Genomic DNA, 14,744 nt, shown 5'->3' on the forward strand with positions numbered 1-14,744 from the left:
CATAAGAGCATAAGGTTTTTGCAAGAATTCCTATACTCGTATTTTATTCCCCTGCAAGCATTTTACAGAGTTCATCAATTTCATTCAGAGTATTATATTTCGAAAGTGATATACGAACAGATGAGCGAACTTGCTCCAAACTTAAACCCATACTTAATAAAACATGAGAAGGTTTAGAAGAGCTACAAGCTGAACCTGTAGATAGTGCTACTTTCGAACCCAACTCCTGAATGAGGAATTCATTGTCCACATCGTTAAATCTTACGTTAACTATGCCCGGGATTTTATTTTTAGTATCACTGTTCAAGTGCATAATTTCGTGAAATCTCTCTCTAAGTTTGGATATTAAATAAGACTCGAGCTGCTTCAACTTCTTTTGAGTTTGTTCAATTTCTCGAAGAGCTATTTCAGCAGCTTTACCAAAGCCGACTATATTATGAGTACTTATTGTCCCACTACGATAATCAAATTCTTGTCCTCCGCCATGTAACAATGGTGTGATCTGCGTTTTAATACCAAGTTCGTCTTTCTTAATAATGCTCGCACCGATTCCTTTGGGTCCATGCAGCTTATGAGCTGAACAAGAAAAAAAACGAACCCCTTCTATGCTGTCCCTCACATCAATTTTTCCAAGTACTTGCGTTGCATCCGTATGTAAGAAGATATTGTTTTTCATACAGAGCTCAGCAATATATCTAATGTCATTTATAGAACCGGTCTCATTGTTCCCCCAAATGATGCTTACAAGTAACGGCTTTTGAGGAACTTTAACCAAGGTTTCAAGTTCTTCTATTTGTACCCTTCCATACTTGTCTACATTCAAATACGTTACTTCGTGCCCCTTTTTCTCTAGAAACTTAGCTGTCTCCAATATTGATGAATGCTCGGACTTGGAAACGACCAGGTGGCTTCCCTGGTCGCTATAAAAGTCCATTATACCTTTTAAAATCATATTGTTACTCTCTGTTGAACCACTTGTGAAAATAACCTCATCGGGTTTACAGCCCATGAGTTGTGAAACATGAAATCTAGCTTCGTCAGTAGCTTTTTTAGAATTCTGAGCCAGTGTATAGTGCTTACTAGATGGATTACCGTACTCTTCCTGCAAAAAGGGCAACATTGCTTCAAGGACTTCAGGATCGAGCCTGGTTGTTGCGCTATTATCCAGGTAAATCATGATTATTCACCTCTGGGATTTTTGCAAGTAAGTTTATGATCATCTTTTCGTAATTACCAGCATAATTATATTCATTCTGCAACAATATGCAGCCGCGCTCTAAATGATTGTTGAATAGACCTGGAAAGTACTCTTCATCTGTAATCTCTCTATTTTCATGTTGAGCGATTAGTACTTTAAAAAGATAATCATAAGGTCCTGTTAAAACGTTACGTGGAATTTCAAGTCCACTTTTATCTTTTACTGTAGTTAAAATAGGTTGTGATTCCTTTAAGGATAATATTACTGCGTATCGAGCTAAAATATTTGGTGTAAGCCTTGTGGTTGCTTGTAAATTTTTCAAGCGCTCAGCAGTTGCCTTGGACGTATTAAGTCGAAAATTCATAATTATTCTCCATACCAAAGTAATTGGTTGATTTATTTACTCTAACATTCTCGGTATCAAAATCAATTGTATACGTATGAGCTATACTACCTTTGATATCTGAAAATTGCTCTGGACTAATTTCGGAATCTGTTGAAAGAATAATAACTTGCTCGCCGCACCGTGGAATAAATTGTTCAAGAATTGCTTTTTTGTGTGTTTGATCCAGTCTACCCAATAGGGTATCGAAGACGAAGGGAAGACGCCTTTTGGAACACATAGCCATCGCCCATACTGTTGATAACAGAAGAATCTGCTTTTCACCTGCTGACAAAATATCAATATTGATTTCCTCTTGATTAGCATCGAAAATTTTCAACTGAAATGTTTCTGGATTGATCTTTACTCGCGTCACAAACAGTTCTTTTCGGTATATAATTTGTAACATTCTAGCTGCTTCTAATTCTACCTGCTGTAGCTTCTTTCTTAGTTGCATGTCCCTGAAAAGCTTGCTTACTTCTGAAACTTTGTTTGCGATTTCGAAAACGTGACCCATTTTCTTTGACGCCATCACTTTTACTTTTAAGGACTGATATTGCTGTTCCTTTTGAGAAAGCTGTTCTGTTAGATCGTTTAGAAGCACTAACATCTGCTCTTTTCTGAACTGTGTTGCCGAAATTTCATTTTGTATTGCGTGCATGCGGTCTAAAAGATCTTTCAGATCGCTTGAAGCATCATTCTCTTCAATCTGCTTCCGTATTTTTTGTACTTCTTTAATAAGATCTGTATTCTGTTTAAAATCATCAAGTATACTCTTGGGTGCAAAGTCACTAACTTGCTTATAAAATCCTAAGATTTCTGCTCTTTGTACCACGGAAGCTTTATGAATCGGCTGGATTTCATCAGTTGATAACAAATCAGTAATCTTGTTATAGATCTCAGCTATATCATTGTCTACTAAACTACTTTCAGGATTAAGTAAATCACTAAATGCCTTAAGCGAAACAGTTTTTACAAACTCATTTTTTAAATCTGCTTTAGCTTCCAGCTCCATTTGCACGGTAGCAGATTGCAATAAATCTCGAGCCAAAACAAAAGGAAATAATGAAGAAAGCAATTCCCTATTCTTTTCCATCATGCTTAGTCTTCGATTATCAATGTCACTCATCTTTTTGACTAACATGTCTCGTTCCTTTTTTTCAAGACCACCGTTCACATGAAACTGTCTATTTAATTCACTGTGAAGCGAATTTTTTTCATCTAGAAGCTTGTCTAAAGCTTCTAGTTCAGTTATTGCTTCTGCTTTTTTAACATCCAGTGCATTTTTCTCTTGTTCAATTTGAAGTAAAGTCTTCTCGTCTTGTGAAAGAGATGTATATACTTTTTCTTGCTTCAGGTATGTTTCTATATCTGCCTCTAAACTTTCAAACAAATCAAGGTTAAACATCACCTTAGCGGTTTGATTTAGATAGGATGAAAGAGTTTCTTTAGATATGACTTGTGATATCTTTTCCCCATCAAACAGACAAAACTCTAATAACTGTGGAGGAGTTTCATCCCTCAATTTAGTTTGAAACACTTCAACATCTTTTTCTTGAAGAGGTTGTCCATTTTTTAATACCATAAATGATTCTTTTATAGAATTTCTTTGTTTAGTCCATCCGCGATTTAAAGTATATTGATTCCGTTTTAAATTTTCTACCATCTCTAATTCAAGGATAATTTGAAATAAACCCTGATGATCTTTCTTTGCTTTGGAGTTAAGCTTAGCTTCAATTTTATCCAAATAAACTGCTGAGTCGGTCTTCAATCCAAAAGCAAATGCCCCAAACAAAACGATACGCAAAGAATCAAGTATTGTCGTTTTACCGGAACCATTCTTTCCACCAAAAAGCACAACATTTTGTCTCTTATTCAACGTTGAAAGATCAAAATCATTATTTCCATAAAAAGCTCCGATGTTTTTTAATACAAGCCGGTTAAATTTCATTCCTTATACCCTTCTACCTTTCCATAATGTAGCCAGTCTTGGTTAAGGATTTTATTAAATTCTTGAATAATTCCGCGTCGTACTCTATAACCACTGAAATTCTTTTCTGCGGTGATCAGTTTTTTGAATAACTTCATACTCACGTTATTCTTTTCACATAAAAGCTCTAAATCAGTAATTTGGTCTTCTTCAAACATTGCTCTATCATCATATTCCCAATCCAAATCTTCACCAGTTACTTCACGGTAAATTTGAGGTAGAGTGTCCATCCAATCTCCATCATCTCTCCAAACTCTACGGATGTGTTTCAATTCTTCCTCAAGTATTAATTTATATTCCGGATCATATGGATTTCGGACAATCATTTGGGTCTCGAGCAGCTTCCTTAAAATCATCTGCCGCGCTTCAAGGGTAAATGGTCCAAGCCCTAGCTCTTTGTCTTCACCTTGACCAACAAAATAAACCCCGCCATCCATTCGATGCTGTTCACGATATTCTCTTTTATCACGAATTTTTGACAACCAATCGCGGAACTGGAGTAGAGGACGCAACCATTCTTCTCCAGTTTCAATGAAGCCACGTAATGCTTTATCCTCACTTACGACAGTACAAGTCCAACAACCAAAACGGCTATTACCACAAGACCCTGCATTTTCCTTAATTTCCTTGTCCACGATTAATGGACACTCTCCACCAGAAGAGTTCTGGTATAGGGCATACAAAGCATGATTATCACTACCCCAAGGTGATTCTTCCGTCCTTAAGTACTTCCATATATCATCTGTTGTAAAGTGTTTAATTGGAGCATACACGAATGCATTGGACAACGTGGAATGTCTCATTAACTCTTTCCCTTCAACGGTATGAGAGTTAATAACTTGAGCTCGAGTGGCACTTTCGTCCTCGCGAACCCCTAGAACCATAACGACTTCACCAAACTGATCTACTTTATCGCGAATAAAACGATTAGCAGGCTCAATTTTCATCCGATCAGTACACCAACGGAATTTTTGGCGAGGTGACGGATAACCTTTGCCAATAATCGATGACCAAAAACTATTCTCTACTTCCGGTTTTACCTTATGTGTTTCAATTGGTAGCTCTAGTTCCAGTGCTTTATTTTGAATATTCATTAATGCTTTATTAATAGAAGAAATGATCAGTGGCGTTTCCACTAATGTATCAGAGGAAATAACGTAGACTTTTTTATGTCTCTTTTCAATTGGCAAAGCTGCTATTGCTTGAAAAATTAACTGTGTTAAAGCTGTAGAATCTTTCCCCCCTGAAAAGCCCACCACCCATGGCAATGAATCCATTAAATAAACTGTTTGAATTCTTGAGATCGTTTCCTCGATCATTTTGTTATTTTTCAAACCTATAATCAAATTACTCCACTCCCTTTCAGTTTTTCTTCTTGCTGCTCTTCCGCTTGTGCCAAGGGAATACCAAGCTTCATTTTAATCATGTTAGCAGTTAAATTAATGGTGTCATTGTTTTTATTTATTCTGCCTGTGTGCCCAAACGCGCGCCCCATCCATTCTGAATTGCTCCTACTCCAATCAATAGTCGCGATACGTTTAATATAAGTAGGCCAATTTGTCGGGTGATTATTATATAGATAGCTGCCAACCACACCAATAGCCTCTAAAAATACACCGTGTGCATTAATATAGTTTGAGCGCAATTCCGAAGGGGACAGCTCTTTTTTCATGACTTTTTGCCATTCAACAACAGAATCACAGAGTTCAGACCAAAAGTTGGTTAAGAATTCTTTTTCAAGTTCCGAAACAAAGTCCCCTTTCTTCTTGTTAAGAATTCGACAGTTTGTATTAAAGATGTTACTTAATACGAATATTTTAGGTGACAATTTAGATAAGGATGGCTTTTCTTTATCCGTATAACGCTCGAGCAAAGGTATTTGTTGAATAATTTCCTTTGTCATATTTGCCAGTTGGTCTCTATGTTCATATAAAATACCTAAAGACGAAGTCGTATTTACGGCATGTCGATTTAAATCCGCAAATATTTGCTGACATTTTTTTAAACCATCGTCCTTAAAGAATACAACCGATATGTTTTCCTGGCCTAAATCCGGAGAAACCTTCAACGCCTCTTCAATGGCCGCGCGGCGATGTTGACCGTCATTTATTAATAGTCTTGCGTCCATAGAGATCGAGAGACGACCCAGGTTGTTGAACTCTGGGTCGTCTGTATAGGATTGAAATTTCATTTGCCCATCAACAGATGCTGTCAATGAACTGAACACATAATCATTAGGATTATCTATTATGTAACTTGCAATTTCCGGAACTCTAGAACGATTTAGCGTTCTTTGCGCCCGATATTCTGGTGGTATTTCCTCTTCATCAAAGACAAAAATCTTAGGTATAAGTTTTAACGGGCACATTACGACATAAAATTCACTTCCAGCTTGTATTCCTCTTAGAGCAGGAAAACTATATGAAAATGTAGCTTTCACAATCATAGACCGCCCTTCACTACGTACGTAATATATAGTTTATATATTATACCAATCGATATTTTTCGTCAATTACAACCATCCTTTAAGGACAAAGAATGCAAAAAAGCTAGAAATTTTCCACTCATTTGTTTGGGGTACTCGCCTCATTCTACAATGGAGTAGTAGTGGTATCCCATAATCATAACAAGTTGCCTCTAGTAAAGTGCCAAAAGGATTTTTATATTTTATGTTCGCTATCTGGTTTACAGAAGTTAAATACTGAAGCACAATAATAAGGTGGTAAAATGGAGCAATACTAAAACGATTTTTCTGTATAATTCCTCGGAAAGGTGTCGGCCTTTCTAATAAAATTATCTTCTAAGGGAACATCCACGTCTACAGCTTGTCTCTTTCCCACTCACAGTCCCGAATTAAACTTGATGGAAGGGGGTTGGAAATGGCTGAAGACCGACGTCATCAACAATGTATTTTCAGCAAGTTTTATCACATTCGTCTTCATTCCATTGATCACTTGCTTGTTCGGTTATAATCCTAAGTGCGCTTTATATATAAAACCCACATAGCAATAAATATCATCCGCTTTATGGATACATCAAAAACACCCGTCTCAACAACAGGTGTCATTCGAATCTGAATCTATTAATTTCGTCAATAATCAGTCAACCTTGTAATTCCCTTACCTCTGTTTCACATATCCATCTCGCCTATACTACTCACCACTGCATTCTTAGCGATCTGTACCATCCCTCACCAACAAAGCAACCGACTCCACATGCACTGTATGCGGAAACATATCCACCGGCTGCACCTCCACCGTGTGGTACCCGCCATCCTCCAGCACGCGCAGGTCGCGCGCCAGCGTCGACGGGTTGCACGAGACATACACCACGCGCTCCGGCCGCATCGCGAGGATCGTCTCCAGCAGCGCGGCGTCGCAGCCTTTGCGCGGCGGGTCGACGACGATCACGTCAGGCGCGATGCCCTGACGCTTCCACTCGGGGATGACGACCTCCGCGCCGCCGACCTCGAACCGCACGTTGCGGATCTCGTTAACTAGCGCGTTGCGCTTCGCGTCCTCGATCGCCTCCGGGACGATCTCGACGCCGTACACCTCGCGGGCCTTCTGCGCGAGGAAGAGCGAGATCGTGCCGATGCCGCAGTAGGCATCGATCACGGTCTCTTCGCCGCTCAGTCCAGCGTAGTCCAGCGCCTTCCGGTACAGCACCTCGGTCTGAACCGGATTGACCTGGTAAAACGAGCGCGCCGAGATCGCGAAGCGGACATCTCCGATCGTATCGTAGATGACCTCGCTGCCCCAGAGCACCCGCGTCTCGTCGCCGAAGATCACGTTCGTCTGCTGCCGGTTGACGTTCTGGCAGATGCTCTGCACGTCCGGGATCGCCTCGCGGATCAGCCCGACCAGCTCGTCCCTACGCGGAATGTCTCGGCCGTTCGTCACGAGCACAACCATGATCTCGCCCGTATTGAAGCCATAGCGGGCGATAACGTGGCGCAGCAGCCCTTTGCCCGTCTCCTCGTTGTACGGCCGGATGCCGAGCTCGCCGGCGATCCGTTTGACCGCCGCGACGACAGCGTCGTTGTTCTCGTGCTGGATCAGGCACGCCTCCATGTCGATAATCCGGTGGCTACCCTGCGCATAGAAGCCGCCGATTAAGCCGCCCTCTTCGCCCGTCGCGAGGCCGATCGGCACCTGCGCCTTGTTGCGGTAGCGCCACGGGTCGCGCATGCCGAGCGTCGGATGCACCACAATGCCCGCATCCATCGCGCCACCGTTCCCAGCTCCCACGCCTGCATCCGCCACAGCCTCCATCTCGGCAACGCCGCTCTCCGCCTTGGCTCCGGCCACTCGCAGCTTCCCGATCCGCTCCAGATTGTCGACGACAAGCTGGCGCTTCCAGCGGAGCTGGGCGTCGTAGCTCAGGTGCTGGAGCTGGCAGCCGCCGCACTGCTTGTAGATCGGACAGGGCGCGTCGATCCGGTCGGGGCTCGCTTCAATTATCTCCAGCAGCTTGGCGTAGCCGTACTGCTTCTTCACCTTGAGCACCTTCGCCCGTACTTTTTCGCCGGGCAGGGCGCCCTGAATAAAAAGGGTAAAGCCGTTCACACGGCCTACCCCTTCTCCGTCATGCCCCAAGCCGACAATGTCGGCGATATATTCTTCGTTCTTCGCGACGGGCAGACCGCTGAGATCGGCAGCGGGCGCGCCCGGGCGTCGTTTATTCTTCCTGTTCATGTTCGTCCACTCCGGGTCTCGTTTTCCATGGCAGCTTCATCAGGTTGATCGGAGGCGACTTGTACGTCGACTGGCCCGTCTCATCGATGAAGATGTGCAGATGCTGCGGCAGGTTCGTGAAAATGCACGGCAGCGTGCCGCCCAGCTCCCCGTCCAGGTTCACCTGCACGTAGTCGGGGGACGTCACTTGAATTTGCTTCGTTTGCAGGTAGATCAGGTTCGGATCGGACAAATGTTCGCCGCGCAGCGCCAGCGAGACGACGCGGATAAATTCCGCGAGGTTGCATTTGCGCAGGATCAGCACGTCGAACAGACCGTCGCTGAGCGACGCGTCCGGCGCCAGACGCTCGAAGCCGCCGACGGAGTTGCTGTTCGAGATGAGGAAGAGCATCACTTCCTCGTGCATCTCCACCTCCGCCGTCTTGATATACAGCTCGATCGGGCGGAGCCGCGGCAGCTTCTCCAGCCCTTTCATATAGTAGGCCATCTGGCCGATCATCGTCTTGAGCTTGCTCGGCACCTCATAGGTCAGCTCGGTCAGCGATCCGCCGCCGGCAATGTTGATGAAGTAGCGCTGGTTCACCTTCCCGACATCGATCACCCGCGCGTGCTGGCGCACAATGACGTCCACCGCGCCTTCCCAGTTCCGCGGAATGTTCAGCGCCCGGGCAAAATCGTTCGTCGTCCCGAGCGGCAGTATCCCGAGCGGCGGACGGTTCGGCTTCTCCGCCAAGCCGTTGATCACCTCGTACAGCGTGCCGTCCCCTCCGGCCGCGATGACGATGTCGAACCCCCGCTCCACCGCCTCCGCCGCCGCGAGCGTCGCGTCGCCTTCCCCGATCGTCGCATGCGTGCTCGTCTCCAGCCCGCCGCGTTCCAGCCGCTGCAATATTTCCGGCAGCCGCTTCTTCATTTCCTCCCGGCCGGAGGTCGGATTATATATGAGCCTTGCCCGTTTGACTGGCTGTGCCATTCTCTCTCTCACCCGTTCACATAAGAAATCGTATGAAAGCATTTTTGACCATGGGTCGTTTGACCGAAAAAAACTGCTAAAGCCCCGTTCGCGTTCCGTCCTGCACCTTATCGACAAAAGGCTTGATCTGCCGCTCAATCCACCGGGAAATGCCGGGATGCGGCAGCAGCGCTTCTCCGTTGTACCGATACGAATAACCCTGCAACCGCTCCGGGATGACCTCTTCGGTAAAATACCCCTCGCTCAGGAACAGCGGCGCCACAATGACCGTATGCTCCGGCTTGCGCTTCCGCCAATGCTCCATCCGGTCCGGAATCTGGTTCGGCAGCAGCATCGCCGAAGCCGCTTCGTCGAAGCCGCCGAGCCTTTTCAGGCGCTCCGCCAGCCGTTCCAGTCCCCGCCTCCATCGCTTATGGAAGCCGTTCTCGATGCTCCCGTGACCGACGAGCAGCACCGTTTCGCGTTCCGGGTCCGTTGACAGCGCTTTGATTTTCGCATAGACGATCTCGGCAATCACCGGGTCGTCGTCGATCGGCGTCGTCAAGTGAATGCGTGCCCGAATAGCGAACGGTTTCATGTCCGTCGGCACCTGCGGCGCTTTCTTGGCGCCAAGCGCATAAGCGATCTCGTCGATATGCGTGCTGCCGGACGAGACGAAGAGCGGAACGACAACGATATTCGTCACGCCGAGCGACTCCAGGTGCGTGATGCCGTCCTGGATCAGGCGTCCTTCGACAATTTCCAGAAAGGAGGAAAAGACCGGTATTTCTGCAGGGAGCTGTACGGCGCCAACCGCCTCGTCCACCAAGCGGACCCACGACTCGCTCCGGGACCCGTGACTTATCACTAATATACCGTATTTTACCACACCGTATCCCTCCCGGGTGAAAAAGATCGTGTCCCGCAGCCTGGCTTCCAGCCGTACGAACACGAAAAATCCCACTCCACCGGCCCGGCGAGAAGGATTTGTTCGAGTGCTCCGTTGTAATCGAGTCCGGACGCGGTAAAAGGTAATGTTCGTATTACCTTCCCAGGCGCTCCAGCGTCATTTTGTAGCCGTCGTTGCCGTAGTTCAAGCAGCGCTTGACACGCGAGATCGTCGCCGTGCTGGCGCCAGTCTCCGCCTCAATCTGGTTGTAGGTATTGCCCTTGCGCAGCATGCGGGCGACCTCCAGCCGCTGCGACAGCGACTGGATTTCGTTCACCGTGCACAAGTCATCAAAAAACACATAGCATTCCTCTATATCCTTGAGCGTCAGGATCGCCTCGAATAATTGGTCGATCGCTTTATCATTCAACTTTTTCAGCTGCATTACAAATTTTCAACCCCTTGATGGTCTGCTAAGATCGATGAATTCCCAATTCCTTAACCTATTTCGACATCTGGGAGTGAAATCCTCCCTTTAAGTTAGCAAAACGTTGCTATTTTTATGCGGTGACGAACTAAACCGAAACTGGGCAAAAATCATAAAAACCGTGACAGGAGTCCAATCCAATCATTCGCCCATCACATACAGTATACTAGGAAACCGCCTATAGAGGAAAGTGCGACAAGGTGAACTTTGCGACATTACTATGAATAAAAGGGTTGTGAAACGATGAGCTATCCAAGACAAATGATTGGCAACCGAGGCATGACGCCCTATCCACGTGCCGTGACGTACGCGCATCCGCATGCCTCGCCCCGGGTGTACGCTCCGGGCCAGCAGCAAGTATTTACGCGCAGTCTTACGCCTGCCGCAGGTATGGGTGCAGGCAATCCGTACGGGAATTTCGGAGAGTTCGGCGGCGGTAACCCGCTGGCTTTGCAGCCGGCGGCCGAACCGGAAGGCGGCGGTCTTCTCTCCTCGCTGTTCGGAGGAGGCGGCGGCGGCGCAACGGACACGGCGGGGGGCGGCGGAGGCTTTAACGTCGAGCAGATCAAGGCTGTCATCGACAAGCTCGGCGGTGTGGAAGGCATTGTCGAGACCTTCAACAAAATGCAAAAAATGGTTCAGAGCGTCCAGCAGTTCGCCCCGATGCTGAAGGTGCTGTTCGGTTCCTTCGGCAAAAAAGATGCGGCCGCCTCCAAGAGCGGGGGCAACAGATCAGGCAGGAGACGGCGCAGACGCCGGGGAGCCGCGCAGAACCGCAGACGGGCACGCAGATAGCCGCCCGGCCCCATTTCCCGCTGGCCGATAGGCTTGAAACGATCAAAACCGGCTGTGCCTGCCGTACGAATACGGTTCGGGCGCAGCCGGTTTTGGTTTGTGCCTACGCTATGCGCAAGCTTTGCAGCCGCCGCATACTTCTCGAAGCTTGCGCACAAACTTTTGCCATCACGCCGAATTACTGCTAAACTAAGATAAGTAGTATACATCATGTAACCAACTAACCATAGTATAGATAAAAATTGCAAAGGATGTGGAAATCGCATGCTGTTCACTTCTTACCCGCTGCAAAAGCTGACGCTCAAAAACCGGATTGTCATGTCGCCGATGTGTATGTACTCCTGCCTCGATGAAACCGGCCGCGTCACGGATTGGCACAAAATCCATTATCCGGCCCGCGCCGTGGGCCAAGTCGGACTCATCATCGTGGAAGCGTCGGCCGTCACGCCTCAGGGGCGCATCTCGCCTTACGACCTCGGCATTTGGAGCGACGATCAGGTGCCGGGCTTGCGCGAGCTGACCGGGCTCGTGCACGGACAAGGCTCCCATATCGGCATCCAGCTTGCCCATGCCGGGCGCAAGGCCGTGCTGGACGGGCCCATTATCGCGCCGTCGGCGATTCCGTTCGACGACAAGTCGAAGACGCCGGAAGCGATGACTGCGCAGCAGATCGCCGAGACCGTCGAAGCGTTCAAGGCTGCCGCCGCACGAGCGAAGGAAGCGGACTTCGACGTCGTCGAGATCCATGCCGCCCACGGGTACCTGATCAACGAGTTCCTGTCGCCGCTGTCGAACCGCCGCGAGGACGAATACGGCGGAGACCGCGACGGCCGTTACCGGTTCCTGCGCGAGATCATCGACAGCGTCAAAACCGTATGGGACGGACCCCTTCTTGTCCGCATCTCCGCGCACGATTACCATCCGGATGGCCTCACGCCGGAAGATTACGTCTACTACGCCCGTTTGATGAAGGCGCAAGGCGTCGACTTGATCGACGTCAGCTCCGGCGCCGTCGTCGGCGGTCCGCCGAAGGTATATCCGGGTTACCAGGTTCCGTTTGCTGAGCAGATCCGCCGCAGCGCGGACGTGCCGACCGGAGCCGTCGGCTTAATTACGCAGGCCGAGCAGGCGGAGGAGATTTTGCAGAACGGCCGCGCCGACCTGATCTTCCTCGGCCGCGAGCTGCTGCGCGACCCGTTCTGGGCCCGCAACGCCGCCAAGCAATTGCGTGCGGAGCTCACGCCGCCCAAGCAATATACGCGTGGCTGGTAATTCTTAGTCCAGCGCGTCACAGCATGAACCCGAAGAACCGCAAAAAGCCGGCAGGCTCCCGCGACGCTGTAAGCTCGTCGCAGGGCCGGTCCGGCTTTTTTCTCATGCTGCTAAATTGATCTGGCTGTTTATATCGAACAGGCGCGTCAAGCTTCGAAGACGGTGTGCGATCCGGCTAACCCGTCCGCTGCCAGAGAACGTCCCCGGCCGTCCATGCAGTGCTCATGACTGCATTCGCTGTAATACACCGTAACCTTTCGCGTATCCTGCGTACCGATGACTTGATGGCAATGCTTGCACAGAATCGTCCCGAGGTGCACTTCCTTCTCCATTACACGAGGGCTTCTTTCCACGCTTCATCGCTCTCCTTTTTCATGGTTTCGGAAACAACTTTCGCCAAATCCATTACCCGGCTCGCATACGCCCATTCGTTATCGTACCAAGCCAGCACTTTGATCTGATCCCCAGCCACCATCAACGACTGGCCGTCAATGACCGCCGATTGATCGCAGCCGATAAAATCCGAAGAGACGAGGGGCTCGTTGCTGTAGCCCAAATAGCGGGCCATCTGGCCTTCCGCAGCTTGGCGGAACGCCGCCTGCACTTCCTCCAGCTGAACCGGCCGCTTCACCTGTACGGTGAGGTCGACCAGCGAAACGTCCGGCGTCGGGACGCGGACCGAGATGCCGTTCACGTGCGGCGCAAGATGCGGCAGCACGTCGATGAGCGCTTTGCCTACGCCCGTGCTCGTCGGAATGATCGACTGCGTGCAGGCGCGCGCGCGGCGCAAATCGGAATGCGGATTGTCCATGTGCTTCTGGTCGTTCGTGTACGAATGAACGGTCGTCATCCAGCCGTTCTTCACCTGAAACGCCTGATCCAGCACATGCAGCACCGGAGCGACGCAGTTCGTCGTGCAGGACGCGGCCGACAGCAGCGTGTGCTCCTTGGCGTTGTAGCGGTCGTCGTTGACGCCCATAACGACCGTCAAGTCCATGCGCTTGCCCGGCGCCGTAATCAGCACCTTGCTTGCGCCCGCCGTCAGGTGCCGCGAAGCGCCTTCCCGGTCGTTGAACTTGCCTGTCGCGTCGATGGCCAGATCCACGCCGAGGTCTTTCCACGAAATGGCCGCCGGGTCGCGCTCGAATACGATGCGGATGCGCTTACCGTTAATGATCAGATCGTTTCCTTCCTCGCGGATATCAGCCTTCCATGTTCCATGTATGGTGTCATATTTGAGCAAATGGGCAATCGTGCCCGCTGGGTATAGTGAGTTAATCGCTTGCAGGCCCATCCCGTTCTCATCCGTATCAAAAGCGCGGCGAACCAGCAATCTGCCGATCCTTCCCATCCCGCTTACGCCAATTGTTCCTGTCATTCCGGTACCCCTCCCAAGCTTGCTGTTGGTTTTGCAACGTCTATATATAATGTATAACATATAATTAAATAGTACACAATAAATATTTTCATTACATTTTTGTGACGACATATAATCCGACAAGGAAAGCCTAATCCAACCACAAGCCGACAAAAGAAAAAAGACTGCCCGCGGCAGCCTTTTCCGATTCATAACAATCTATTTATGATTCCTCATCCATACCATCCGGTACTCTTCCGTCGACGTCGCTTCGTCGATCATTTCCTCTTCGATGCGGAAGCCTTGCTTCTCATAGAAGCGGACAGCGCGTTCGTTCTCGCGGTACACCTGCAGCCGGATCGCGGTCCGGTCTTGTTTGACATGGTCGAGCAGTTGCTTGCCCAGCCCTTTCTTGTGGTGCCTACTGTCGATAAACAAGGCGGCCAGGTAGTCGTCGACCATAGAAATAAACCCTGCGACTTGTCCGTCTTCCTCGATCACAATCGTATCGGCCATCGGCAAATACTTCGTCTTCATCTCTTCCGCATTCGTCCGCCAATATTCCGCATCGATAAACGGATGGGCGGTCAAGGATTCCTGCAGCCACAGCTCAACTAATACATCGAGATCCTGGGGACTGCTCGGTCTGATGCTGCTCATTTGGACAGTTCACTCCTGCTTGTTCGTTTTTCGAATCATGCTCATAGCGACAATGCGCGTTCAAT

General features: G+C 48.7%; 14 protein-coding genes and 1 pseudogene. 3 read left to right on the plus strand and 12 right to left on the minus strand.

The annotated features are described in order from the left end of the window. Positions 1–43 precede the first annotated feature (43 nt). Genes KQX66_RS06915 through dndB form a run of 5 tightly spaced genes read right to left on the minus strand, consistent with a single transcriptional unit; the run spans position 44 to position 6,010 of the window. Positions 44–1,177 carry a cysteine desulfurase family protein gene (locus KQX66_RS06915; RefSeq protein ID WP_216791337.1) on the minus strand — a complete coding sequence of 378 codons (1,134 nt, stop codon included), beginning with the start codon at positions 1,175–1,177 and terminating at the stop codon, positions 44–46. Further along, positions 1,161–1,562, minus strand: coding sequence for a DndE family protein (locus tag KQX66_RS06920; protein ID WP_216791339.1), 402 nt, complete (start codon positions 1,560–1,562; stop codon positions 1,161–1,163). The genes KQX66_RS06915 and KQX66_RS06920 overlap by 17 nt, the downstream gene beginning before the upstream one ends. Continuing rightward, positions 1,546–3,531 carry a DNA sulfur modification protein DndD gene (gene dndD / locus KQX66_RS06925; protein ID WP_216791341.1) on the minus strand — a complete coding sequence of 662 codons (1,986 nt, stop codon included), beginning with the start codon at positions 3,529–3,531 and terminating at the stop codon, positions 1,546–1,548. The genes KQX66_RS06920 and dndD overlap by 17 nt, the downstream gene beginning before the upstream one ends. Continuing rightward, complete coding sequence (dndC, locus tag KQX66_RS06930; RefSeq protein ID WP_216791707.1) at positions 3,528–4,889, minus strand: DNA phosphorothioation system sulfurtransferase DndC; 1,362 nt, start codon at positions 4,887–4,889, stop codon at positions 3,528–3,530. Before dndC ends, dndD begins: the two co-directional genes overlap by 4 nt. Before the next feature lie 23 nt (positions 4,890–4,912). Further along, positions 4,913–6,010 (minus strand): DNA sulfur modification protein DndB, encoded by a 1,098-nt coding sequence (dndB, locus tag KQX66_RS06935; protein ID WP_216791710.1) that lies wholly within the window; start codon positions 6,008–6,010, stop codon positions 4,913–4,915. 360 nt (positions 6,011–6,370) lie between these two features. Here dndB and KQX66_RS37295 point away from each other — a divergent pair. After that, positions 6,371–6,492: pseudogene (locus KQX66_RS37295) on the plus strand (transposase); the annotation flags it as partial. Positions 6,493–6,740: 248 nt separating this feature from the next. Here the strand turns inward: KQX66_RS37295 and rlmD are convergent. From rlmD to KQX66_RS06955, 4 genes are all read right to left on the minus strand, one after another. Then, on the minus strand, positions 6,741–8,267 hold the full coding sequence (rlmD, locus tag KQX66_RS06940) for a 23S rRNA (uracil(1939)-C(5))-methyltransferase RlmD (RefSeq protein WP_216791344.1): 1,527 nt from the start codon (positions 8,265–8,267) through the stop codon (positions 6,741–6,743). Then, positions 8,251–9,240 (minus strand): diacylglycerol kinase, encoded by a 990-nt coding sequence (locus KQX66_RS06945; RefSeq protein ID WP_216791346.1) that lies wholly within the window; start codon positions 9,238–9,240, stop codon positions 8,251–8,253. The genes rlmD and KQX66_RS06945 overlap by 17 nt, the downstream gene beginning before the upstream one ends. Before the next feature lie 76 nt (positions 9,241–9,316). Then, positions 9,317–10,108 (minus strand): sirohydrochlorin chelatase, encoded by a 792-nt coding sequence (locus KQX66_RS06950; protein ID WP_216791712.1) that lies wholly within the window; start codon positions 10,106–10,108, stop codon positions 9,317–9,319. Between the two features lie 154 nt (positions 10,109–10,262). After that, positions 10,263–10,553, minus strand: coding sequence for a YerC/YecD family TrpR-related protein (locus KQX66_RS06955; RefSeq protein ID WP_010494821.1), 291 nt, complete (start codon positions 10,551–10,553; stop codon positions 10,263–10,265). Between the two features lie 285 nt (positions 10,554–10,838). Between KQX66_RS06955 and KQX66_RS06960 the strand changes: the two genes are divergently transcribed. Together KQX66_RS06960 and namA are read left to right on the plus strand one after the other, a co-directional pair. Further along, positions 10,839–11,390, plus strand: coding sequence for a hypothetical protein (locus KQX66_RS06960; RefSeq protein ID WP_216791348.1), 552 nt, complete (start codon positions 10,839–10,841; stop codon positions 11,388–11,390). A gap of 264 nt (positions 11,391–11,654) precedes the next feature. Then, positions 11,655–12,662, plus strand: a complete 1,008-nt coding sequence (gene namA, locus KQX66_RS06965) for an NADPH dehydrogenase NamA (RefSeq protein ID WP_216791350.1) — start codon at positions 11,655–11,657, stop codon at positions 12,660–12,662. 146 nt (positions 12,663–12,808) lie between these two features. Here namA and KQX66_RS06970 read toward each other — a convergent pair whose 3' ends face one another. The 3 genes from KQX66_RS06970 to KQX66_RS06980 form a co-directional block, all read right to left on the minus strand. Next, the gene (locus KQX66_RS06970) at positions 12,809–13,015 is read right to left on the minus strand and encodes a GapA-binding peptide SR1P (protein WP_308647173.1); all 207 of its coding nucleotides are present in this window, start codon (positions 13,013–13,015) and stop codon (positions 12,809–12,811) included. Next, positions 12,994–14,040 (minus strand): type I glyceraldehyde-3-phosphate dehydrogenase, encoded by a 1,047-nt coding sequence (gene gap / locus KQX66_RS06975; RefSeq protein ID WP_216791352.1) that lies wholly within the window; start codon positions 14,038–14,040, stop codon positions 12,994–12,996. The genes KQX66_RS06970 and gap overlap by 22 nt, the downstream gene beginning before the upstream one ends. Positions 14,041–14,238: 198 nt before the next feature. After that, positions 14,239–14,679, minus strand: a complete 441-nt coding sequence (locus KQX66_RS06980) for an N-acetyltransferase (protein ID WP_216791354.1) — start codon at positions 14,677–14,679, stop codon at positions 14,239–14,241. Between the last annotated feature and the right edge of the window lie 65 nt (positions 14,680–14,744).

This window comes from Paenibacillus oleatilyticus, assembly GCF_018998565.1.
Taxonomy (GTDB): Bacteria; Bacillota; Bacilli; order Paenibacillales; family NBRC-103111; genus Paenibacillus_G; species Paenibacillus_G oleatilyticus.

What these genes read in the sequence shown, in the direction of transcription:
- KQX66_RS06915 (WP_216791337.1), bottom strand. Translation starts at nt 1,177, where the DNA reads ATGATTTACCTGGATAATAGCGCAACAACCAGGCTCGATCCTGAAGTC.
- KQX66_RS06920 (WP_216791339.1), bottom strand. Translation starts at nt 1,562, where the DNA reads ATGAATTTTCGACTTAATACGTCCAAGGCAACTGCTGAGCGCTTGAAA.
- dndD (WP_216791341.1), bottom strand. Translation starts at nt 3,531, where the DNA reads ATGAAATTTAACCGGCTTGTATTAAAAAACATCGGAGCTTTTTATGGA.
- dndC (WP_216791707.1), bottom strand. Translation starts at nt 4,889, where the DNA reads ATGATCGAGGAAACGATCTCAAGAATTCAAACAGTTTATTTAATGGAT.
- rlmD (WP_216791344.1), bottom strand. Translation starts at nt 8,267, where the DNA reads ATGAACAGGAAGAATAAACGACGCCCGGGCGCGCCCGCTGCCGATCTC.
- KQX66_RS06945 (WP_216791346.1), bottom strand. Translation starts at nt 9,240, where the DNA reads ATGGCACAGCCAGTCAAACGGGCAAGGCTCATATATAATCCGACCTCC.
- KQX66_RS06955 (WP_010494821.1), bottom strand. Translation starts at nt 10,553, where the DNA reads ATGCAGCTGAAAAAGTTGAATGATAAAGCGATCGACCAATTATTCGAG.
- KQX66_RS06960 (WP_216791348.1), top strand. Translation starts at nt 10,839, where the DNA reads ATGAGCTATCCAAGACAAATGATTGGCAACCGAGGCATGACGCCCTAT.
- namA (WP_216791350.1), top strand. Translation starts at nt 11,655, where the DNA reads ATGCTGTTCACTTCTTACCCGCTGCAAAAGCTGACGCTCAAAAACCGG.
- gap (WP_216791352.1), bottom strand. Translation starts at nt 14,040, where the DNA reads ATGACAGGAACAATTGGCGTAAGCGGGATGGGAAGGATCGGCAGATTG.
- KQX66_RS06980 (WP_216791354.1), bottom strand. Translation starts at nt 14,679, where the DNA reads ATGAGCAGCATCAGACCGAGCAGTCCCCAGGATCTCGATGTATTAGTT.